Source organism: Janibacter sp. GXQ6167, assembly GCF_041365945.1.
Taxonomy (GTDB): Bacteria; Actinomycetota; Actinomycetes; order Actinomycetales; family Dermatophilaceae; genus JBGFSK01.
Genome location: NZ_JBGFSK010000013.1, coordinates 5,083 through 24,047, shown reverse-complemented (window position 1 = coordinate 24,047; position 18,965 = coordinate 5,083). Strand labels below are relative to the sequence as shown.

Here is an 18,965-nt window from a genome sequence, read left to right as displayed (position 1 = left end):
AGGGTTTTCGTCTTGGGGGCGGAGTTGCCAAACGTGCTACTCAGGCACCCCATGAGATCGGCCCCGAGGCATCGCCTCGGGGCCGATCTGCTTTCTCGGCGCAGCGCGACTTATGCGCTGGGAGCCGCCGAGCCCGGCACGTTGAGCGCCCACATCACGCCGTATTTGTCGAAGATCTGCCCGTAGTGGTCCCCCCAGGGCGCCAACTCGAAGGGCATGGCGAGTTCGCCACCTGCGGCGACCATCTGGTCGATCACCCGCCGGGCCTCGTCCACATTGTCGAGCGTGTAGAGCAACGAGTAGACCGTGTCGCGCACTGCGTAGTCGCCGCCCGGCGGCATGTCGCCCCCAGCGATGACCCCGCCCGGCAAGGTGAGGACACCGTGCGCCACCGAGTCGGGATCGGGTTCGAAGGGCATGCCGGGCATCGGGATATCGCCGTAGAAGGTGAGGTCGAGCTCTCCGCCGAAGACCTCCTGATAGTGCTCGAGCGCCTCCTTGGCGTTGCCGAAGAAGGCGATATAGGTAGCCAACTGAGCCATGCGTACTCCCTTGACGTGGTGGACCGAGTAGTGGTCGGCCGACGACAACGCTAGAGGTCCGGGTCTGCCCCAGCCATCGTTCGCCGGGACCTTTTCCCCGGTAATCGCTGAGCGGCTCCGGGCCGCATCGAGACCCCCTTCGCCCTGGCACGCAGGAACCCCAGGCCCGCCGAGGCAGACCTGGGGTTCAGCGATGAAGGGAGATCAGCGACGGCGGCCGATGACCACCTTCAGCACGATGAGCCCGACGACGACCGCGCCCGCGACCGCGAGGCGCTCGGTGCGCAGCTCGCCCCGCTCGTCGTGGGTGGCGTCATAGAACCCCTGCTTGGCGCGAGCGACCTGCGAGGCGACGAGGTTGTCGGGCCGGACGCGCTCGGTGAGCTCGTCGATGCTGCGGGCCAACCGGTCCCGGGTCGCGGTGATGTCGTTCTCGAGCGCGGTCAGGCTGCGCGAGTCGAGCGCGGCCTGGTCGGACGGGCGGTTCGGGATCTCACTCATATCGGTGGTTTCAGTCCTTCTCTTCGAGGCCGAGGTCGCGCCGGAGCTTTGCTACGTGCCCGGTCGCCCTGACGTTATAAAAAGCATGCGTGACGACGCCCTCGCCGTCCACCACGATGGTCGAGCGGATCACGCCTTGTACTACCTTGCCGTACAACTTCTTCTCGCCGAAGGCGGCATACCGCGTCATCACCGACTTGTCGGGGTCGGAGAGGAGGGTGATCGTGAGGGCATCGCGCTCTCGGAAGCGGGCGAGTTTTTCCGGCTTGTCCGGCGAGATCCCGACGACCTCGTAGCCATCGCGGTGCAAAGACTCCAGCGATTCGGTGAAGTCGCACGCCTGCTTGGTGCAGCCCGGAGTCATCGCCGCCGGGTAGAAATAGATGATGAGGTTCTTGCCGGCGTAGTCGCCGAGGCTGACCTCCTCCCCTTCGTCGGAGGTCAAGGTGAAGTCCGGGGCATGGTCGCCGGGGACGAGTCGGTCGGTCACCAGGTCTCCTTTTGTTGCACAGATGGTGCAATAGTGCGGGTGAGGTGCTTCGATCGTGCCCTCGCAACCTATCCCAGCGGACCGACCGGTAGGAGACCAAGGCCGTGCACGTACCCGACGGATTTCTCGACGCACCCACGTCGCTTGCGACCGGCGTCGTCGCGGTCGCGGGTATCGGCCTCGCGCTGTGGCGTTCCCGCAGCGCCGCCGCGGACCCGATTGCGCCGCTCGCTGGGCTCGTCGCGACCTTCGTGATGGCCGCGCAGATGCTGAACTTCCCGGTGGGCGCTGGCACGTCGGGCCATCTGCTGGGCGGCGCATTGGCCGCGGTCCTGATCGGACCCTGGCTCGCGACGCTCGCCATCTCGGTGGTCCTCCTGGTGCAAGCCGTGGCCTTCGCAGATGGCGGGCTCACCGCGCTCGGGACCAACGTGACCTTGATGGCGCTCGTCGGCGTCTGGACCGGATGGGCGATCTTCGCCGCGATCCGCTCGGTGCTGCCCAAGCGCCTCGCGATGGTCCCGATCGCCGCCGCCATCGCAGCCTGGTTCTCGGTCCTCTTCGCCGCGCTCACCTTCGTCGGCCTCTATGCGATCGGCGGCCAAGCGCCGATCGCGCTCGACACTCTCACCACAGGGATGCTCGGCGTCCACGCCCTGATCGGTCTCGGCGAAGCAGCGATCACCTTCCTCATCGTCTCGGCCGTCATTACCGCTCGGCCCGACCTCGTCTACGGCGCGGGACCGGCTCGTGCTGTCGAGGCCAAACGGCGCGCCCAGCAGATCCAGGGGGCCCTCGCATGAGCACCAAGACCAGCACGACGCAGGAGCAGGAGAAGGGGGCCCGCCGCCGGGTGTCGACCCGCACCTTCGTCCTGGCCTCCCTGGTGGTGATCCTGCTCCTCGCCGGGGTCGTTTCGTACTTCGCCTCCGCCCACCCCGATGGTCTTGAGCACGTCGCCGAGACCCTCGGCTTCGACACCACGGCTGGTGATCACGGCACCGAGGCCTCCCCCTTCGCGGACTACGGGACCTCCGGCGTCGACAACGGCTTCCTCTCCGGCGGGATCGCCGGGGTCGTGGGCGTCGTGCTCGTCGGCGCGGTGATGTGGGCCGTGCTCGCGCTCCTGCGCCGCGGTCGCAAGCGGGACTGATCGTGGGTGGGCCGCACGGGCACTCCCTGAGTTATCACGGCCACTCGCCGCTCCACCGCGCCCCCGCGCACGTCAAGATCGTCGGGACGCTCCTCTTCGTCCTCGCCGTCGTGGCGACGCCCCGAGAGGCGATTTGGGCCTTCGGCATCCACCTGCTGGTCCTCGTCGTCGCGATCGTGATCTCCCGGGTTCCGCTGCGGCACATCGTGGTCCGCCTTGTCGTCGAGGTGCCCTTCCTCGTCTTCGCCGCGCTCATGCCCTTCGTCGCGGCGGGCCCGCGCGTGGAGGTCGGCCCGATGACCCTCTCGGAAGCGGGCCTTTGGGGTGCGTGGGCACTCGTCGCCAAGGGCACCCTCGGCGCCGCCGCCTCTATCCTGCTGGCCTCGACCACCGAGGCTCCCGATCTGGTCTCTGGGCTCGCCCGGCTGCGCCTCCCGGCGACCCTCGTGCAGATCCTCGCCTTCATGGTTCGTTACATCGAAGTGGTCGCGGACCAACTGCGCCGCATGCGGATCGCCCGTGAATCCCGGGCGTTTCGAGGCCGATCCGTCGCCGCCTGGCCGGTGATCGCGGGTTCGGCTGGCGCCCTCTTCATCCGGTCCTACGAGCGCGGCGAGCGCGTCCACCTGGCGATGCTCTCGCGGGGCTACCAGGGCCAGGCCTACTTCGACGAAGGGGGCAGCGTCTCCCTTCGCACCTGGACCTATGCGCTCATCCCGGCGGCCGTCGCGGCGAGCGTCGCCCTGATTGGCATGATGGCCCGATGACCACCCCCGTGCTCGACCTGCGCGGCGTCATCCACGCCTACCCGGATGGGCACCTCGCGCTGCGGGGGGTGGATCTTCACGTCCATCGCGGCGAGCGGGTCGCTCTCCTCGGCCCAAACGGCGCCGGCAAGACCACGCTCGTCCTGCACTTAAACGGCATCCTCGTCCCAGAGGCGGGGACGGTCACCGTCTCCGGGCTGCCGGTCACCGAGGACAACCTGCTCGATATCCGTCGGCGCGTCGGGATTGTCTTCCAGGACCCGGATGACCAACTCTTCATGCCGACGGTGGGTCAGGACGTGGCCTTCGGCCCGCGCAACCTCGGCTTGCGCGGCCCGGAGCTCCAAGCCCGGGTCGACGCGGCACTCGACGCCGTCGGGATGCGCGAGTTCGCCGACCGACCTCCGCACCACCTGTCCTTCGGCCAGCGGCGACGCGTTGCTGTCGCGACCGTGCTTGCCATGGAGCCGGAGATTCTCGTCCTCGACGAACCCTCGTCCAACCTCGACCCCAGCGCCCGGCGCGAACTCGCTGACATCTTGCGCGGGCTCGACGTCACGGTCCTGATGGTCACTCACGACCTGCCGTATGCCCTCGAACTCTGCGAGCGTTCGGTCATTTTGAGCGAAGGGCGAGTGGTCGCCGATGGCGGGACCGCTGACCTGCTCTCCGACCCCGAACTGATGGCGGGGCATCGGCTGGAACTGCCCTACGGATTCGATCCCCGGTCGGTCTCCTGACGGATGACCGGTTCGAGGGTGATCTCGCTGGACAGTGACCGAGCGATGAAGCACTCGCGATGGGCGACCTCGAGCAGGTGCCGGATTCGCCCTTCGTCCACCTCGCCGCGCACGGTGACGTCGGGGCGCAGGATGATCCGGCCAACGCGAAGGGGTGGATCCGCCTCATCCATCACCGCGCTCGCCCGGTCGGAGTAGGCGATCACATCCAACCGGGCCCGCGCCGCCACGGCGAGGAAGGAGAGCAGCTGGCACGACGAGGCGGCCATGAGCAGCAATTGCTCGGGGTTGGTGAGCGCAGGGTCCCCGCGAAAGGCCGGGTCGGCCGAGAGCGCGTACTCGCGATCGCCCACGACAGCCCGATGAGCGCGCCCGTAGTCGTCGTGCCCGAGGCCGGTCGAGCCGCTCCAGCGCAGCGTCGTGTCGTAGGTGTGCTCCATGCCGCCTACACTTACCAGTCGCGCCGAAGTGGTGGAATTGGCAGACACGCCAGATTTAGGTTCTGGTGCCTTCGGGTGTGCGGGTTCAAGTCCCGCCTTCGGCACTTTTAAGTTTCACAGGTCCCTCGGGCGCGGCGGCGGCCGAAGCGTCGGTCAGTGACACCTCGAGCGCCTCCCCGACACCACCCGGGCGCCGAAACGTCGGTAAGTGACACCTCGAGCCCCTCCCCGCCACCACCCAGGCACCGAAGCGTCGGTAAGTCACCCCTCGAGCCCCTTACCGCCACTTCCGCGGCGCCGAAGCGTCGGTAAGTGACAGCTCGAGCGCCTTACCTGCCTGACGCGAAGGGGGAAGCGCCCAGCGCCTCAGCCGAGCAGGTCCCGCAGGTGGGGGGCTAAGGCGCGGAAGGCGCGCCCGCGGTGGCTGATCGCGTTCTTTTCGTCCTGGCTGAGCTCGGCCATCGTGCGCGAATGTCCTTCGGGGACGAAGATCGGGTCGTACCCGAAACCGCCCTCCCCCACCGGCGCCTGGAGGAGGACGCCGTCGACACGCCCTTCGACCGCGGCCGAACGACCATCGGGAAGGGCGCTCACGGCGGCGCAGCGGAAGGCCGCGGCGCGATGCTCGTCCGGGACATCCGCGAGTTGATCAAGGAGCAACTGAAGATTGCGCCGGTCCTTCTCACCGCGAGGAAGCACCTCTCCCCCGTGCAGCCCAGACCAGCGGGCCGAGAAGACGCCCGGCGACCCACCCAGCACCTCGACGCTCAGGCCCGAATCATCGGCGAGCGCTGGCAGCCCGGTGACGACGGCAACCGCTTCGGCCTTCAGGCGCGCGTTGCCCTCGAAGGTCACCTCGGTCTCCGGGACCTCGCCGATCTGCGGAAACGCCGCCATCGAGACGATCTCGAGGTCGAGCTCGGCGACGACGTCGGCGAGGATTGACGTGAGTTCGTCGACCTTGTGCTCGTTGTGCGTGGCTAGCACGACGCGCCGCATGACTTACAGCTCCCGGGTTCGAGGAGTCGCCGCGAGGGCCTCGGCCTGGATCTCGGTGAGCCGAGCGCACCCGGTGGTCGCGAGGTCCAGCAGTTGGTCGAGCAGAGAGCGGTCGAAGGGGACGCCTTCGGCCGTCCCCTGCACCTCGACGAACGCCCCCTCGCCGGTCATCACGACGTTCATGTCGGTCTCGGCGGTCGAGTCCTCCGGGTAGTCGAGGTCGGCGACTGGCTCCCCCTTCACCACCCCGACTGAGACGGCGGCGATGGACCCCGTGAGCGGCTTGGCGTCCTTGGCGATCAGACCGCGCGATCGCGCATCCTCGATCGCGTCGGCGAGGGCGACATAGGCCCCGGTGATCGACGCCGTGCGGGTCCCGCCATCGGCCTGGAGGACATCGCAGTCGATCACGATCGTGTTTTCGCCAAGCGCCTTGGTGTCGATGATCGCCCGCAGGCTCCGGCCGATGAGGCGGCTGATCTCGTGGGTCCGTCCGCCGACCTTGCCGCGCCGGGACTCGCGGTCCGAGCGGGTGTTTGTCGCGCGCGGCAGCATCTCGTATTCGCCGGTGACCCAACCGGTCCCGCGCCCCTTCAGCCACCGCGGCACCCCTTCGGTGAAGGAGGCCGCGACGAGCACCCGGGTCTTGCCGAATTCGACCAGCACCGATCCCTCGGCGTGGTCGAGCCAGTTGCGGGTGATCCGTACGTCGCGGAGTTGGTCGGGGGTGCGGCCGTCGTGGCGAAGGGAGGTCATGTCGCCCCAGGGTAGTTCGCGCCGCGCGATCGGCCACCCCGAGTGGCTACCAACCGGTAACTGGTGGCATGCTCCCTTCTCGTGCAGACGCTTCGCGAGATCGAGCTCCCCAAAGGCGGCTCCACAGTTCTGCTCGGCGCCGAAGGGGGCGGACCGGCCGATCCCGTCATCCTGGTGCTGCCCGCGATGGGGGTCCCGGCCGCCTACTACGGCCCCTTCGTCGAGGATCTCGCGAATCAGGGAGTCGGCGCCGCCGTCGGTGACTACCCCGGCCAAGGTCAGGCCCGTCCCCGGATCAGTCGCGTCGTCGACTACGGGTACGGGGAGTTAGCGCGTATGTGGCTCCCGGTCATCCTCGACGCGACCCACGCCGCCTTCCCGGGACGGGCTGTCGTCCTGCTCGGCCACAGCCTGGGCGGTCACGTTATGCTCGCGTATCTCGCCCATGTCGAGGACCCGAAGGTTCGCGCGGGGATCCTCGTCGGCTCCGGCTCTCCGTACTGGAAGGCCCAGGGCCGAAATCTCGGAGTGCTCGTCAAGACCCAGATCGCCGGCGGCATCACCCGGGTACGCGGGATGTGGCCCGGTCACCGCTTTGGTTTCGGGGGGCGCCAGCCCAAGACCTTGATGGCTGAGTGGGCTGGGTACGCGCGCCACGGCCGACTCGAGCCGGGCGGCCAGGCCGTCGAAGAGCACCTCCACGACGTGGCACTCCCGGTCCTCGCCGTCGACCTCGACGGCGACCCTCTGTGCCCGCCGTCGGCGACCGATCATCTGGTGGGCAAGCTCACCGCGGCGCCGGTCGAACGATGGACCTTCACGAAGGGGCCGACGGATCCCGGCAAGCCGGTGGACCACTTCTCCTTCGCTCGCTCCCCCGAGATCATCGGCGAGCATCTCGCGACCTGGGCGCGCACGACCGTCAGGTAAGCGACTGACTGATGGACTGGCCGCCGGGGTCGACGACCACCTCGGCGTGGGCCCCGTTGACGAGCGTCAGGAAGGGCTGCTGGTGGCCGAAATCGACGTCGAGGACCACTGGCACCTCAAGATCGCCGAGAGCGTCGCGCACCGCGTGGTGTTGCGTCAGCGACGGGGCATCAGGCGCGGGGGTGCGACCGATCAGGACGCCAGCGGCAGCGTCAAACCACCCGGCGAGACGGAGGCCATGGAGCAGCCGCGCCACCTCGTAGGCATTGCCCTCCGCAGCCTCCAGGCAGACCACCGTCGGCTCGTCCTGCTGGGCCGCCCACCCGGGCACGTCACCAAAAGGCGTCCCGGCGAGCGGCGAGAGCACCTCAAGGCAGCCGCCAATCACCCGTCCGGAGAAGTGAGCAGTAGCCCCGTCGAGCACCTTCCATCGCGTGGGGACGGTCAGCGTCATCTCGCTCACCTGCGGGTCCTCGCGGTAGTCGTCCCATCCCGCGTCGCGCCGATGCGTCGCGGCCCGCTGGGCGAAGGGGGTCACCCGCTCCTCTTCGCTGAGCTCAGCGACCTCCAGCCAGCGGCGGTGTCCCGGCGCTGGTGCGTAGGGGGTGTCCATCAGGTTCCAGCCGTGCAGGGTGGCCCAGCCGGAGCGCAGCGTCAACGGGAGCATGGTGGTCGTGGTGTCCGAAAAGCCTGCGTACCAGCATGGTTCGCTCGCGGCGAGGAGCTCGAAGTCGAGGAGAGGGAGCAGGTCGATCCCGGTCTCACCGCCCCACGGCGGAATGACAGCGGCGACATCGGGATCGATGAGCAGCGCCATGAGTTCGTCGGCGCGGGCCTCCTTGGAGGCGCTGATGTGCGCCGTTTCGGTGTCATCGCGAAGGCAGACGCCCTGGATCACCTCGTAGCCGCCGGCCCGTAAGGCCGCGATCGCGACGTCGAGGCGCGCCGACATGCTCGGCGGGACCCCCGCAGAGGGGGCCGTGACCGCGATCGTGTCACCGGGCGTGAGCGGTGCCGGATAGACGATGTCCATGCCACCAGCCAATCAGACGCGAGTGGGGACGACTGCCCAGGCGGCCGACCGGCCGAGCTAGATCTCGTAGGTCGTATCTGGCGCCGCGAGCTCGACCTCGCGGCCATCACCGGTCCACACCGCGGCGGCCTGCGCTCGGCAGACCTCGGGGTCATTCCATGCCGGGATATGGGTCAGCATGAGCCGCTTCGCGCCAGCGGCCATCGCGGCCGCTGCCGCCCGGGACCCCGACAGGTGGATCCCTTCGATGTGATCGCGCCCGTCGATGAAGGCCGAGTCGGTGAGTGCGAGATCCACACCCTCCATCAAGGTCACGAGCGCGTCGCAGGTGTCGGTGTCGCCGGTGTACGCGAGCGCGCGCCCCCCGGCCTCGACCCGTACCCCGTACGCCTCGACCGGGTGATTCACGAGGTGCGGGGTGACGGTGAAGGGCCCGAGCCGGAAGGGAATCCCATCGGCGACGCGACGGGAGTCAAAAACCCGGTCGAAGTCGACCTCGTACATGCCCTCATAGGCCGCCGCGAGACGCGTGCCGGTCCCCGCCGGTCCGTAGACGGGCAGCCGGTCGGTGTGCGCCCCGCGCGGATCGTAGGTCCGCATGACGTAAAGGCCGGTGAGGTCCAGGCAGTGGTCGGGGTGGAGGTGGCTGATCATGATGGCGTCGAGCGCCGCCGGGTCCAGGTGGCGCTGCAGCGCCCCGAGCGCCCCGTTGCCGAGGTCGAGGAGCAGGTGCCAGTCCCGCCCTTCGTGCTCGGCCGTCACGAGATAGCACGACGCCGGCGAAGTGGGGCCCGCGAAGGAGCCCGAGCAGCCGATCACCGTCAGCCTCACGCCGCGCCTCCCGGGTTTTCGTAGATGTCGCCGACCTCGGGTCCGAGGAAGCGTCGCGCCAACCGGCGGAACTCCTCCGGGTCACCCGTGGTGGTGAAACCATGCGCGGGCGAAGGGAGGTCATCCCCCCGGAGCAGATCGAGGTCGGCAAGCACACGGTAGACGTCCTTGGCCGTCTCCTCGGCGGATGAGACGAGGGTGACACCTTCACCCATCACGTACGAGATGACACCGGTGAGAAGGGGGTAATGCGTGCAGCCGAGCACGAGCGTGTCAATCTGCTTGCGCTGCAAGGGTTCTAGATACTCGCGCGCGACCGACAGCAGTTCCGGACCACCGGTGATCCCGGCCTCGACGAACTCCACGAAGCGGGGGCACGCGATGCTTGTCACATCGATTTGGGGGGCCGCGGCGAAGGCATCGATGTACGCCCCGGACTGGTGCGTCCCGCGGGTCGAGATCACCCCGACCCGCTCGTTGCGGGTCGCGGCGGCGGCACGCCGGACCGCTGGGCGGATCACCTCGACGACCGGCACGTCGTAGCGCTCCCGCGCGTCGTGCAAGACCGCTGCGCTCGCGGTGTTGCAGGCGATGACCAACGCCTTGACGCCGTGGTCGACGAGCCGATCGAGGCACTCGAGGGCGAACTGCCGGGTCTGCGCGATGGGCCTCGGGCCGTAGGGAGCCCGCGCGGTGTCGCCGAGATAGGCGACCGATTCGTGCGGCAACTGGTCGAGCACGGCCCGGGCGACCGTGAGCCCGCCGTACCCGGAGTCGAAGATCCCGATCGGTGCGTCCACGACGGCTCAGCCTACGTGCCTGAGGTGACGACCCACGACGACGAGCAGCGCCCCGATGAGCGCGCCACCGGTGTTGCTGATGACATCCAGGTAGGTCGCATCGCGCACTCCGCCGAGCAGTTGACCCCCTTCGATGAGGCAGCTGCCGACGAAGGCCACCAGGACCCACACCCAGACCGGCACGCGCGGGAAGGATGCCGCCGCAAGGATGACGAGAGGGATGAAGAGGATGACGTTGAGCAGCGTCGCGAAGGCTTCGGGCGAGAAGGTGCTCGGGTCGTACCACCCGTTGGTCACCCCGATCTGCCAGACCCGCACGACCGTCCGGTTGACCGTCCACGCATTGGGCCAGGCCACGACGAGGGCGGTCAGGGCGAGATAGACCCCGAGGATGACCCGCCACCCGGCGCGGCCGGCCCCCTTCTCACTCACCGCCCATCAGCGCCTGCGCAAGGGTTTCCTGCAACCAGGTGAGGAAGTCATAGATCATCAGGGCCACCACGGCCGGGTCGTCTTCGTCGAGTTCATCGACCAACTCATCGAGCCGCTCGGCATCGGCATCGGTGCGCAGCCCGAGCCGCTCGCCCATCACCAGGCGGATATCGGTGAGCGCCGTCAACACCTGGGGCGCCGTCGTCGCCGCGAGGCGCACCTCGTCGTCGTCGGCCTCCGGATCGACCGCCGCGATGAGCGCGGCGAGCTGATCCCCCTTCCGCTGTCGCAGCGAGGCCTCGGTGAGCCGCCGGAACTCCGTGGCCTCCTGCTCGTCGGTGCGGTGGCCCGTCGGGAAGAGGCGGTCCAGTGCCGGATCGCGATCCTCGTCGTGGCCGAAGCCGCGCTCGGGCAACTCATCGGGGACGGTCGGGCTGGTCGGGTCATCGGTGGTGAGCGGGCCGATCCCGGCGACGATGGCCTCGAAGGGGTCCAGGCTCGCCTGATCGGTGGACGCGCCAGCCGGCGCGACGAGTTCGCGCACCTGCTCGGCCAGCGAGCGCACGAGGGCGCGCTCCTGCGAGTCCAACCGGGCGACGACCTCTTCGCCGTCGCGCGCAAATGCCCAGGCCACTTAGTCGTCCTTCTGATAGGTCGCCCAGAGGCCGTATCCCTGGAGGGCCTCGGTATCGAGTTCCATCTGCTCCTTCGGCCCGTTCGAGACGACCGCGCGACCCTTGACGTGGACGTCCATCATGAGCTTTTCGGCCTTCGCCCGGGAGTAGCCGAAGTGGGTTTGGAAGACCCAGGTCACGTAGGACATCAGGTTGACGGGGTCATTCCAGACGAGCGTGACCCATGGGTGGTCGACCGCGTCGAGGACCTCCGGATCCTCGGTGAGTTGCTCGGCGGGGGCGATGGACACCATCCCACTGTAGAGCGGCGTCGCCCTACAGTGGGCCGGGTGAGTGAGCCCACCACCGCCCTGTTGACCGACCACTACGAGTTGACGATGATCCAGGCCGCGCTGGCCTCGGGCGCCGCCAGTCGCAGGTGCGTCTTCGAGGTCTTCGCCCGCCGCCTGCCGACCGGCCGGCGCTACGGCGTGGTGGCCGGGACCGGGCGCGTGCTCGATGCGATCGAGAACTTCCGCTTCGGGGACGCCGAGATCGCCGACCTGCGCGCGCGTGGCGTCGTGGACGAGCAGACGCTGGACTTCCTCGCGTCCTATCGCTTCACCGGGGACATCTGGGGGTATGCCGAGGGCGAGACCTACTTCCCCTACTCCCCCGTCATGGTGGTCGAGGCCGACTTCGCCCACGGCGTGCTGCTCGAGACCGTCGTGCTCTCGATCCTCAACCACGACTGCGCCGTCGCGTCGGCCGCCTCGCGGATGACCGGCGCGGCGGGCACGCGGCCGTGCATCGAGATGGGCTCGCGCCGCGCCCACGACCAGGCGGCGGTGGCCGCGGCCCGCGCGGCGTACATCGCTGGGTTCGCCTCGACCTCCAATCTCGAGGCCGGCCGCCGCTACGGCGTCCCGACCCAGGGCACGGCCGCGCACGCCTTCACCCTCCTGCACGACACCGAGCGGGAGGCCTTCGCCGCTCAGGTCGCCTCCCTCGGTCCGCAGACCACGCTGCTGGTCGACACCTACGACGTGACCGAAGGGGTCGCGACGGCCGTCGAGGTCGCCGGGACCGGTCTCGGCGGGGTTCGCCTGGACTCCGGCGACCTGCTGGTCCAGGCCCACGAGGTCCGCGAGCAGCTCGATAGCCTCGGCGCCCGCGACACGCGGATCGTCGTCACCTCCGATCTCGACGAGTACGCGATCGCGGCGCTCGCCGCTGCACCGGTCGATGCCTACGGCGTGGGGACCCGGGTCGTCACCGGATCCGGTGCCCCCACCGCGAGCATGGTCTACAAACTGGTCGCCCGCGAGGACGACCACGGGCAGATGATCGGCGTGGTGAAGAAGAGCAAAGACAAGCAATCGATCGGCGGCCGCAAGTACGCCCTTCGTCGTCGCGATGCCAACGGTGTGGCGACGGCTGAGGTCCTCGGCATCGATGAGCTGCCCGAAGACGACGGCACCGGCGCGGTCGACCGCGAGCTCCTGGTCCCGCTCGTGCGCGACGGCGAGATCGTCGGCCGCGAGGTCACGACCATCGCGGCAGCTCGGGCTCGCCACGAGGCGTCCGTCGCCGAGTTGCCTCGCGCCGCCCACCAGTTGTCGCAAGGCCAGCCGGCGATCGAGACCCTCTTCGCGACCGAGACGCCCTAGCGGCAACCCTCGGCGAAGGAGCAGCTTCAGCCACCGATGGCGGCCCAGACTGACCCTCCCGAGGTCGACCTGGTCGACGGGACGACGATCTAGGCTGGATGCCATGAACGAGCGGGCGCTGATCCTCGTCGATATCCAAAACGACTTCGCCGAAGGGGGCTCGCTGGCGGTCTCCGGCGGCGCTCAGGTCGCGCGCGATACTGCCGCGTACGTCGAGCGGTCCCACGACGCCTACGCCGCCATCGTCGCCACCGCCGACTGGCACCACGATCCCGGCGATCACTGGGCCGCGGCTGGCGAAGAGCCCAATTACGTGACGACCTGGCCCGTGCACTGCGCGGCCGGGACCGAGGGTGCGTCCTTCCATCCCGAGGTCACGCCTGCGCTTGGTCGGGTCGATGAGGTCTTCCGCAAGGGCGCTCACACGGCGGCCTACAGCGGTTTTGAGGGGACGGCGCCCGACGGGACCTCCCTTGCGGACTGGCTGCGCGCCCGCGGCGTCACCGAGGTCGACGTCTGCGGCATCGCCACCGATCACTGCGTCCGCGCGACCGCGCTGGACGCCAACCGTGAGGGCTTCGCCACGACCGTGCTGCTCAACCTGGTCGCCGGCGTTGCCCCCGAGACGACGGCTGCCGCTCTGGATGAGATGGCCGACGCTGGCGTTTCGATCGCCCGCTAGCGCCCCTCTCGGCGACGGGCGGCCGTGACCCTTAGTGCCGGTTGCGCCAGGACCAGGCGTACACGCCGTCGTCGCAGGCGATCCCCCCTTCGCCAAGCGCCAGCGGCTTGAAGGTGTCGACCATGACCGCGAGCTCATCGAAGGCCTCGACGCCGATCGCCTTCTCGTAGGCCCCCGGCTGCGGGCCGTGCGCGTGCCCGCCGGGGTGCAGGCTGATCGACCCGGCCTTGATCCCACTGCCCTTGCGCGCCTCGTAGTCGCCGGCCACGTAGAACATCACCTCGTCGGAGTCGACATTGGAGTGGTAGTACGGCACCGGGATCGCCAGGGGGTGGTAGTCCACCTTCCGCGGCACGAAGTTGCACACGACGAAGTTCCAGCCCTCGAAGACCTGGTGCACGGGCGGCGGCTGATGCACCCGACCGGTGATGGGCTCGAAATCGGCGACATTGAACACGAAGGGGTACAGGCAGCCATCCCAGCCGACGACGTCGAGCGGGTGGAAGGGATAGGTGTAGACCGTGCCGACGATGCCGCCCGGGCCGTCGCCGCGGTGGCGGACGAAGACCTCGGTCGGCTCATCCGCGGACTCCCCGATGTCCTCGGCGAGGAGCGGCCCCTCGGGCACGCGCAGGTCACGCTCGCAGTAGGGCGAGTGCTCGAGGAGCTGCCCGTAGCGCGAGAGGTACTGCTTCGGCGGGGTGATGTGGCTGCTGGCCTCGATCGCGTACGCGCGAAGGGGGGATCCGTCACCGGCCTCATCGGCCCCCTTCGGCAGCCACCGGTGGGTCGTTGCCCGCGGGATCACGACGTAGTCGCCGTGAGCGACCTCGAAGGAGCCGAAGACCGTCTCGACCCGCGCCTCGCCGGCCTCGACGAAGACGCACTCGTCACCAACTGCGTTGCGGTACCACGGGCTCGGGGCACCGGCGACGACATAGGACAAGCGCACGTCGGCATTACCGAGCAGCAGTCGGCGGCCGCGGACGACGTCGATGTCACCCACGTCATCGCCGAAGAGGGTGTGCGGCTGAAGGTGGAGGGGCTTTAGCGGGTGGTTGGCGGTCAGCGTCTGATCCGGGAGCTCCCACACCTGCGCATCGCTGATCTCGCTCGGGATGAAGCGGTGGTAGAGCAGCGAAGAGTCGGAGGAGAAGCCCTCTTCGCCCATCAGTTCCTCGTAGTACAGCCCGCCGTCGTCGGTGCGGTGCTGCGTGTGCCGCTTGTGCGGGTAATCCCCCATGGCCTGGTAGTGCGCCACGTTGTCGCCACCTCGTTGTGGTTGCCGGTCACGCCGCGCTCACGTCAGGCGCGGCATGTGAGGTGGGTCTCACCTCACGCCTGCCAGCCTAGTAGCCTCGCAGTATGCCCACGACGCCGTCGGCCCCACACCCTGGACTCTTCGTTTCGCTGATCAACGACGCCTCCCCCTTCCCACCGGCTGCCCTGCCGGTTCGCGAGGCGCTCGCCCGTCACCGGGAGCACCGCGCAGCCTGGTACGCCGATCTCATCGGGCCGTTGCTCGTCGGCGTCGCCCACGTCCCCGACCTCATCGAGGCGCTGAGCGACGAGGCCTCCGAAGGGGGTGAGGCGCTCCCCCTTCGCGTCGGCCTGGCGGCCCGTCCCGGTACCAAGCCCGGTGATATCGCCGCGGCCCTGCGCACCCTCGCGGAGCAGCCCGCAGTGGAGGTCGTCTCGCTTGATCGGGCCTTCGACCCCGGGTGGGCCGAAGAGCCCCACGAGCACGGTCGCACCCTGAACCTCGAGGTTGGCCGCGAGCATCGAGAGATCGAGACCGCGCTCGACAGCATCGACGACGAGGGCATCGAGGGAGTGCAGGCGAAGTTCCGCACCGGTGGGACCCCGAAGTGGCGCTGGCCGGAGGAGAAGGAGCTCGCCGGTTTTATCCACCAGGCGGTCGAGAGCCGGGTCCCCTTCGTGCTGACTGGTGGGCTCCACCACGCGATCCGGGGCCGGTATGAGGTGACCGGCAACCAGGCCCCCGAGAAGCCTCAGGAGCAGCACGGCCTGCTCAATGTCCTCCTCGCGACCTGGCGCGCCGCCCAGGGCGCCGACGTCGAGGACATCACCGCGACCCTGCGCGAGCGCAGCTCTGAGATCCTCACCTCCCCGTTCGCGACCATGACGGCCGTCGATGTCTCCCTCATCCGGGGTCATTTCAGTAGTTATGGCTGCTGCGATGTGACCGATCCCGTTCGAGAGCTGAAAAAACTGCACCTCATCAAGGAGAAGAAGTAGATGCCGCTTGACCTCCCCGCCGATCACCCCTACGGCATTCACCACCTTCCCTATGGGGTGTTTGCCGCTGATGGCGCTTCGCCGCGGGTGGGTGTCCGGATCGGCGACCAGGTACTCGACCTCGCCGGTTGCGGTGGCGACCCTGCGGTGTGGGACCAGCCGAGCCTGAACCCCCTTCTCGCGCAAGGCTCGTCGGCCTGGCAGGAGGCGCGGTCGTGGGTGACCAGCCTGGTGACCGAGCCGGAGCACGAGGACCTCGTGCGGGCGAACCTGCACCCGCTGGACGAGGTCTCCCTGCACCTGCCATTCGCGGTCGCCGACTATGTCGACTTTTACGCGAGCGAGCACCACGCAACCAATGTGGGGCGGATCTTCCGTCCGGATGGCGAGCCGCTCACCCCGAACTGGAAGCACCTGCCGATCGGCTATCACGGGCGGTCCTCCACGGTCGTCGTTTCGGGCACCGACGTGCGCCGGCCGCACGGTCAGCGCAAGGCACCGAGCGACCCCGCACCGACCTTCGGTCCGAGCATCAAGCTCGATATCGAGGCCGAACTCGGCTTCGTCGTCGGTGGTGCGACGACCCTCGGCGAGCCCGTCAGCGTCGACCAGGCCCGCGATCACCTCTTCGGGGTTGTGATCCTCAACGACTGGTCCGCCCGCGATCTCCAGGCATGGGAGTACGTGCCGCTCGGCCCCTTCCTCGGCAAGTCCTTCGCGACCTCGATCTCGGCCTGGGTCACTCCGATGGCCGCTCTCGAGGCGGCGCGGGTCCCCCTTCCCGGGCAGGATCCCGAGCCGCTCGACTACCTACGTGGCGACGCCGCAGAGGGCATCGACATCGAGGTCGAGGTCGAGTGGAACGGCACGGTCGTCGCGCGCCCGCCGTACGCCACCATGTACTGGGCGCCCGAGCAGATGATCGCCCACATGACCGTCAACGGCGCCACCCTGACGCCTGGTGACCTCTTCGGGTCGGGCACGATTTCCGGATCGGAGCGCGATCGCCGCGGCTCGTTCTTGGAGTTGTCCTGGAATGGCACCGAGCCGATCGACCTCGGCGAAGGGGGCACGCGCACCTTCCTCGAAGACGGCGACGAGATCGTCATGCGGGCGTGGGCACCGGGCGCGGACGGCACGCGGATCGAACTCGGCGAGTGTCGGGGACGGATCGTCCCCTGACGCGCCGCTCGGCTCAGCGGACCCGGATGACCTGAGTGTCGGCGATCTTGTCGTGCAGGGCTTGGCGCCGCTGATCCCACGCCGGCCAGAGCAGGTCCAGGATCAGCACGATCGGCGCGACCAGCCCGATGAGCGGGAGGTTGGAGAGCGCGTTCGCCGCGACGACCAAGAGGTAGCGTCGAAGGGCGACGGCGAAGCCCACCGGACCGGGGTGACCGGTCCGCCGAATCCGCAGTCCGAGCACCAGTTTCCCGGGTGTCGCGTTCTTCCACGCGACGAACCCGACGTGGTAGATGATCGCCACCGCGGTGCCGATCAGGACCCCAATCCCGATCTGTCCCATGTCGACCCACTGCTCGGGGTTGCGACTGAGCTCGGTTTGGAGCTGATTGAGCCGCTCCTGGTCTCCCGACGCCGCGGCCTCACTGAGCACGCGGAAGTACGGCGCGAGCCCCTGCCAGAGGAAGTAGCCCGCGAAGAGCAGCGACAACGCGCCCTGGATCAGCATGTCGATGAGGTAAGCCCCGACGCGCCGGCCATAGGTCGCGAGGGGCTCGCCGTCGACCGTCGTCGCCCCGCCCAAGATGCTGGTTCCCGGGTACGTCGGCGCCCCGTAGGGGTTCATCGGGCGCGGCGACCCACCGTTGTCCTCGAAGCGTTGCCGATAGCCCGGGACCTGCCCGGACGGCGGATACGAAGGGCGGTGTCCCGGCTGCTGCTCGGGCGGCCGCCCGAAGACGTCGGTGCCGGGTGCGATCTCCTGGCGCTCGGACGTGCGCGGACGGGTCTGCTTGGGGACCCGACGCTCACTCCAGACGATGCCGTCGAAGTAGCGCAGTTGGCCCTCGTCGTCAGGATCGTCGTACCAGCCGGGCGTGGTGGGGGTCGTGCTCATGTCCGAAGGATGTCATGCGAACCCTGGCGCCTCGGACCATCCCTTGCGCGCGCCGGGCGGCTTCCCGCGGCGGTGGCAGGACTCCCTTCCTGGTCGCCGTGGCCTCAAGACTGACACGATGGGCTTTTGTGAGCACACACCTTTGGATGCGTCATGAAGCCCGCGCGACCGAGCGGCGGGCCCCCATCACTCCCGCCGACGCGCAGCGGCTGATCGGCGACGGGATCACCCTCACCGTCGAGCGATCGCCGCAGCGGATCTTCCCCGACGACGAGTACGCGGCGGCCGGTGCGGAGCTCGTCGAGGCCGGTTCCTGGGTCGATGCCCCAGACGACGCGGTCATCGTCGGGATCAAGGAATTGCCCGACGAGCCCGCTGACCTGCGACACACTCACGTCTTCTTCGGGCACGCCTACAAGGGCCAGACCGGGGCGCGCGAACTGCTCAGCCGGTTCCGTCGCGGAGGGGGCCGACTGCTCGATGTCGAGTACCTGACGACCGGGGGTCGGCGGGTGGTGGCCTTTGGGTATTGGGCCGGGTACGTCGGCGCGTCCCTCGCCGTTTTGCACCTGCGCGGCCAACTGAAGACGCCGCTCGTCCCGATGGAACGCTCCGATCTCGATGCGGCCCTCGCCGAGGGAGCGGACGAAGGGGGGATCGCCTCGGCTCTGGTGACTGGGGCACTCGGCCGCAGCGGGACCGGTGCCCGTGACGCGCTCGCGGTCGCCGGGGTCCCGACGACCGGGTGGGACATCGCCGAGACCCGTGAGCTCGACAAGCCCGCACTGCTCGAGCACGAACTCCTCGTCAACTGCGTCGTCTCGACGGCGCCGGCACCTCCCTTCGTCGAGGACGCTGACCTCAAGACGCCGCGCGCCCTACGGTGCCTCTCCGATGTGACCGCGGACTTCACGAGCGACCTCAACCTCGTGCCGGTCAACCGCGAGGAGACGACCTGGGCCGAGCCGGTGCGCCGCCTCTTCGCGGGCGAGGGGGACCTTCCCCCCTTCGACGTCATCGCGATCGACAACTTGCCCTCGCTCCTCCCCCGCGAGGCGAGCGAGACCTTCTCGGCCGACCTCGCACCGCATCTCGGCGCGATCGGCGACATGACCGAGCCCTGGCAGGCGGCGCAAGCGGTCTTCGACCGGGCCATCGCGGCGCTGGACTGACCCCACGAACGCGAGCCGGCCCGGCCCCCGAACGATCGGGTGCCGGGCCGGGTCGTATGAGTCGGTCAGAGGTTGCC

The 18,965-nt window shown here is 69.0% G+C and carries 24 protein-coding genes and 1 tRNA gene; 11 read left to right on the top strand and 14 right to left on the bottom strand.

Annotated features, from left to right (window positions below; translation table 11 throughout):
* Nucleotides 1-110: 110 nt before the first annotated feature.
* From AB8K43_RS14790 to bcp, 3 genes are all read right to left on the bottom strand, one after another.
* On the bottom strand, nucleotides 111-542 hold the full coding sequence (locus AB8K43_RS14790; RefSeq protein ID WP_370894984.1) for a VOC family protein: 432 nt from the start codon (nucleotides 540-542) through the stop codon (nucleotides 111-113).
* A gap of 204 nt (nucleotides 543-746) precedes the next feature.
* Nucleotides 747-1,043 carry a DUF3618 domain-containing protein gene (locus AB8K43_RS14785; protein WP_370894983.1) on the bottom strand — a complete coding sequence of 99 codons (297 nt, stop codon included), beginning with the start codon at nucleotides 1,041-1,043 and terminating at the stop codon, nucleotides 747-749.
* A 10-nt stretch (nucleotides 1,044-1,053) separates the two neighbouring features.
* Nucleotides 1,054-1,533, bottom strand: a complete 480-nt coding sequence (gene bcp / locus AB8K43_RS14780) for a thioredoxin-dependent thiol peroxidase (protein WP_370894982.1) — start codon at nucleotides 1,531-1,533, stop codon at nucleotides 1,054-1,056.
* A gap of 104 nt (nucleotides 1,534-1,637) precedes the next feature.
* Between bcp and AB8K43_RS14775 the strand changes: the two genes are divergently transcribed.
* Genes AB8K43_RS14775 through AB8K43_RS14760 form a run of 4 tightly spaced genes read left to right on the top strand, consistent with a single transcriptional unit; the run spans nucleotide 1,638 to nucleotide 4,193 of the window.
* A complete protein-coding gene (locus AB8K43_RS14775) occupies nucleotides 1,638-2,336 on the top strand; it encodes an energy-coupling factor ABC transporter permease (protein WP_370894981.1) in 699 nt (232 codons plus the stop codon).
* Nucleotides 2,333-2,686 carry a PDGLE domain-containing protein gene (locus AB8K43_RS14770; protein WP_370894980.1) on the top strand — a complete coding sequence of 118 codons (354 nt, stop codon included), beginning with the start codon at nucleotides 2,333-2,335 and terminating at the stop codon, nucleotides 2,684-2,686. Before AB8K43_RS14775 ends, AB8K43_RS14770 begins: the two co-directional genes overlap by 4 nt.
* Nucleotides 2,687-2,688: 2 nt before the next feature.
* Nucleotides 2,689-3,453: a cobalt ECF transporter T component CbiQ gene (gene cbiQ / locus AB8K43_RS14765; RefSeq protein ID WP_370894979.1), complete on the top strand. Its 765-nt coding sequence runs from the start codon at nucleotides 2,689-2,691 to the stop codon at nucleotides 3,451-3,453.
* Nucleotides 3,450-4,193 (top strand): energy-coupling factor ABC transporter ATP-binding protein, encoded by a 744-nt coding sequence (locus tag AB8K43_RS14760; RefSeq protein WP_370894978.1) that lies wholly within the window; start codon nucleotides 3,450-3,452, stop codon nucleotides 4,191-4,193. The genes cbiQ and AB8K43_RS14760 overlap by 4 nt, the downstream gene beginning before the upstream one ends.
* On the opposite strand, the gene AB8K43_RS14755 is transcribed toward AB8K43_RS14760, so the two are convergent.
* Nucleotides 4,163-4,633, bottom strand: a complete 471-nt coding sequence (locus tag AB8K43_RS14755; protein ID WP_370894977.1) for an OsmC family protein — start codon at nucleotides 4,631-4,633, stop codon at nucleotides 4,163-4,165. The two genes, AB8K43_RS14760 and AB8K43_RS14755, sit on opposite strands and share 31 nt — an antisense overlap.
* A gap of 22 nt (nucleotides 4,634-4,655) precedes the next feature.
* Between AB8K43_RS14755 and AB8K43_RS14750 the strand changes: the two genes are divergently transcribed.
* Nucleotides 4,656-4,737 (top strand) — tRNA-Leu (locus AB8K43_RS14750).
* 262 nt (nucleotides 4,738-4,999) lie between these two features.
* On the opposite strand, the gene rdgB is transcribed toward AB8K43_RS14750, so the two are convergent.
* Both rdgB and rph read right to left on the bottom strand, forming a co-directional pair.
* A complete protein-coding gene (rdgB, locus tag AB8K43_RS14745) occupies nucleotides 5,000-5,632 on the bottom strand; it encodes an RdgB/HAM1 family non-canonical purine NTP pyrophosphatase (protein WP_370894976.1) in 633 nt (210 codons plus the stop codon).
* Between the two features lie 3 nt (nucleotides 5,633-5,635).
* A complete protein-coding gene (rph, locus tag AB8K43_RS14740) occupies nucleotides 5,636-6,388 on the bottom strand; it encodes a ribonuclease PH (protein ID WP_370894975.1) in 753 nt (250 codons plus the stop codon).
* 81 nt (nucleotides 6,389-6,469) lie between these two features.
* On the opposite strand from rph, the gene AB8K43_RS14735 reads away from it, so the two are divergent.
* Entirely contained in the window at nucleotides 6,470-7,318 is an 849-nt protein-coding gene (locus AB8K43_RS14735) for an alpha/beta fold hydrolase (RefSeq protein ID WP_370894974.1), read from the top strand.
* Here AB8K43_RS14735 and AB8K43_RS14730 read toward each other — a convergent pair.
* The 6 genes from AB8K43_RS14730 to clpS are packed head-to-tail and all read right to left on the bottom strand — an operon-like array spanning nucleotide 7,311 to nucleotide 11,342.
* Nucleotides 7,311-8,351: a S66 peptidase family protein gene (locus AB8K43_RS14730; RefSeq protein WP_370894973.1), complete on the bottom strand. Its 1,041-nt coding sequence runs from the start codon at nucleotides 8,349-8,351 to the stop codon at nucleotides 7,311-7,313. The two genes, AB8K43_RS14735 and AB8K43_RS14730, sit on opposite strands and share 8 nt — an antisense overlap.
* A gap of 57 nt (nucleotides 8,352-8,408) precedes the next feature.
* Nucleotides 8,409-9,182 carry an MBL fold metallo-hydrolase gene (locus tag AB8K43_RS14725; protein WP_370894972.1) on the bottom strand — a complete coding sequence of 258 codons (774 nt, stop codon included), beginning with the start codon at nucleotides 9,180-9,182 and terminating at the stop codon, nucleotides 8,409-8,411.
* A complete protein-coding gene (gene murI / locus AB8K43_RS14720; protein ID WP_370894971.1) occupies nucleotides 9,179-9,982 on the bottom strand; it encodes a glutamate racemase in 804 nt (267 codons plus the stop codon). The genes AB8K43_RS14725 and murI overlap by 4 nt, the downstream gene beginning before the upstream one ends.
* Before the next feature lie 6 nt (nucleotides 9,983-9,988).
* Nucleotides 9,989-10,414 (bottom strand): VanZ family protein, encoded by a 426-nt coding sequence (locus tag AB8K43_RS14715; protein ID WP_370894970.1) that lies wholly within the window; start codon nucleotides 10,412-10,414, stop codon nucleotides 9,989-9,991.
* On the bottom strand, nucleotides 10,407-11,048 hold the full coding sequence (locus AB8K43_RS14710) for a DUF2017 domain-containing protein (protein WP_370894969.1): 642 nt from the start codon (nucleotides 11,046-11,048) through the stop codon (nucleotides 10,407-10,409). The genes AB8K43_RS14715 and AB8K43_RS14710 overlap by 8 nt, the downstream gene beginning before the upstream one ends.
* Complete coding sequence (gene clpS, locus AB8K43_RS14705; protein WP_370894968.1) at nucleotides 11,049-11,342, bottom strand: ATP-dependent Clp protease adapter ClpS; 294 nt, start codon at nucleotides 11,340-11,342, stop codon at nucleotides 11,049-11,051. It abuts the gene before it with no gap.
* Between the two features lie 36 nt (nucleotides 11,343-11,378).
* Between clpS and AB8K43_RS14700 the strand changes: the two genes are divergently transcribed.
* Both AB8K43_RS14700 and AB8K43_RS14695 read left to right on the top strand, forming a co-directional pair.
* The gene (locus AB8K43_RS14700) at nucleotides 11,379-12,698 is read left to right on the top strand and encodes a nicotinate phosphoribosyltransferase (RefSeq protein ID WP_370894967.1); all 1,320 of its coding nucleotides are present in this window, start codon (nucleotides 11,379-11,381) and stop codon (nucleotides 12,696-12,698) included.
* 103 nt (nucleotides 12,699-12,801) lie between these two features.
* Complete coding sequence (locus tag AB8K43_RS14695; protein ID WP_370894966.1) at nucleotides 12,802-13,380, top strand: isochorismatase family protein; 579 nt, start codon at nucleotides 12,802-12,804, stop codon at nucleotides 13,378-13,380.
* A 31-nt stretch (nucleotides 13,381-13,411) separates the two neighbouring features.
* Here the strand turns inward: AB8K43_RS14695 and AB8K43_RS14690 are convergent, their stop codons facing one another.
* On the bottom strand, nucleotides 13,412-14,641 hold the full coding sequence (locus tag AB8K43_RS14690; protein WP_370894965.1) for a homogentisate 1,2-dioxygenase: 1,230 nt from the start codon (nucleotides 14,639-14,641) through the stop codon (nucleotides 13,412-13,414).
* 104 nt (nucleotides 14,642-14,745) lie between these two features.
* On the opposite strand from AB8K43_RS14690, the gene AB8K43_RS14685 reads away from it, so the two are divergent.
* A complete protein-coding gene (locus AB8K43_RS14685; RefSeq protein ID WP_370894964.1) occupies nucleotides 14,746-15,639 on the top strand; it encodes a hypothetical protein in 894 nt (297 codons plus the stop codon).
* Nucleotides 15,640-16,821 (top strand): fumarylacetoacetase, encoded by a 1,182-nt coding sequence (fahA, locus tag AB8K43_RS14680; RefSeq protein WP_370894963.1) that lies wholly within the window; start codon nucleotides 15,640-15,642, stop codon nucleotides 16,819-16,821.
* A 13-nt stretch (nucleotides 16,822-16,834) separates the two neighbouring features.
* Here the strand turns inward: fahA and AB8K43_RS14675 are convergent, their stop codons facing one another.
* Nucleotides 16,835-17,716: an RDD family protein gene (locus AB8K43_RS14675; RefSeq protein ID WP_370894962.1), complete on the bottom strand. Its 882-nt coding sequence runs from the start codon at nucleotides 17,714-17,716 to the stop codon at nucleotides 16,835-16,837.
* A 128-nt stretch (nucleotides 17,717-17,844) separates the two neighbouring features.
* Here AB8K43_RS14675 and AB8K43_RS14670 point away from each other — a divergent pair, with 128 nt between their 5' ends.
* On the top strand, nucleotides 17,845-18,888 hold the full coding sequence (locus AB8K43_RS14670; RefSeq protein ID WP_370894961.1) for a saccharopine dehydrogenase: 1,044 nt from the start codon (nucleotides 17,845-17,847) through the stop codon (nucleotides 18,886-18,888).
* Nucleotides 18,889-18,965: the final 77 nt, after the last annotated feature.

Excerpts from the sequence above, each read along its gene's own strand:
- AB8K43_RS14790 (WP_370894984.1), bottom strand. The coding sequence starts at position 542 with ATGGCTCAGTTGGCTACCTATATCGCCTTCTTCGGCAACGCCAAGGAG.
- AB8K43_RS14785 (WP_370894983.1), bottom strand. The coding sequence starts at position 1,043 with ATGAGTGAGATCCCGAACCGCCCGTCCGACCAGGCCGCGCTCGACTCG.
- AB8K43_RS14770 (WP_370894980.1), top strand. The coding sequence starts at position 2,333 with ATGAGCACCAAGACCAGCACGACGCAGGAGCAGGAGAAGGGGGCCCGC.
- AB8K43_RS14760 (WP_370894978.1), top strand. The coding sequence starts at position 3,450 with ATGACCACCCCCGTGCTCGACCTGCGCGGCGTCATCCACGCCTACCCG.
- AB8K43_RS14755 (WP_370894977.1), bottom strand. The coding sequence starts at position 4,633 with ATGGAGCACACCTACGACACGACGCTGCGCTGGAGCGGCTCGACCGGC.
- rdgB (WP_370894976.1), bottom strand. The coding sequence starts at position 5,632 with ATGCGGCGCGTCGTGCTAGCCACGCACAACGAGCACAAGGTCGACGAA.
- rph (WP_370894975.1), bottom strand. The coding sequence starts at position 6,388 with ATGACCTCCCTTCGCCACGACGGCCGCACCCCCGACCAACTCCGCGAC.
- AB8K43_RS14730 (WP_370894973.1), bottom strand. The coding sequence starts at position 8,351 with ATGGACATCGTCTATCCGGCACCGCTCACGCCCGGTGACACGATCGCG.
- clpS (WP_370894968.1), bottom strand. The coding sequence starts at position 11,342 with ATGGTGTCCATCGCCCCCGCCGAGCAACTCACCGAGGATCCGGAGGTC.
- AB8K43_RS14695 (WP_370894966.1), top strand. The coding sequence starts at position 12,802 with ATGAACGAGCGGGCGCTGATCCTCGTCGATATCCAAAACGACTTCGCC.
- AB8K43_RS14685 (WP_370894964.1), top strand. The coding sequence starts at position 14,746 with ATGCCCACGACGCCGTCGGCCCCACACCCTGGACTCTTCGTTTCGCTG.
- fahA (WP_370894963.1), top strand. The coding sequence starts at position 15,640 with ATGCCGCTTGACCTCCCCGCCGATCACCCCTACGGCATTCACCACCTT.
- AB8K43_RS14675 (WP_370894962.1), bottom strand. The coding sequence starts at position 17,716 with ATGAGCACGACCCCCACCACGCCCGGCTGGTACGACGATCCTGACGAC.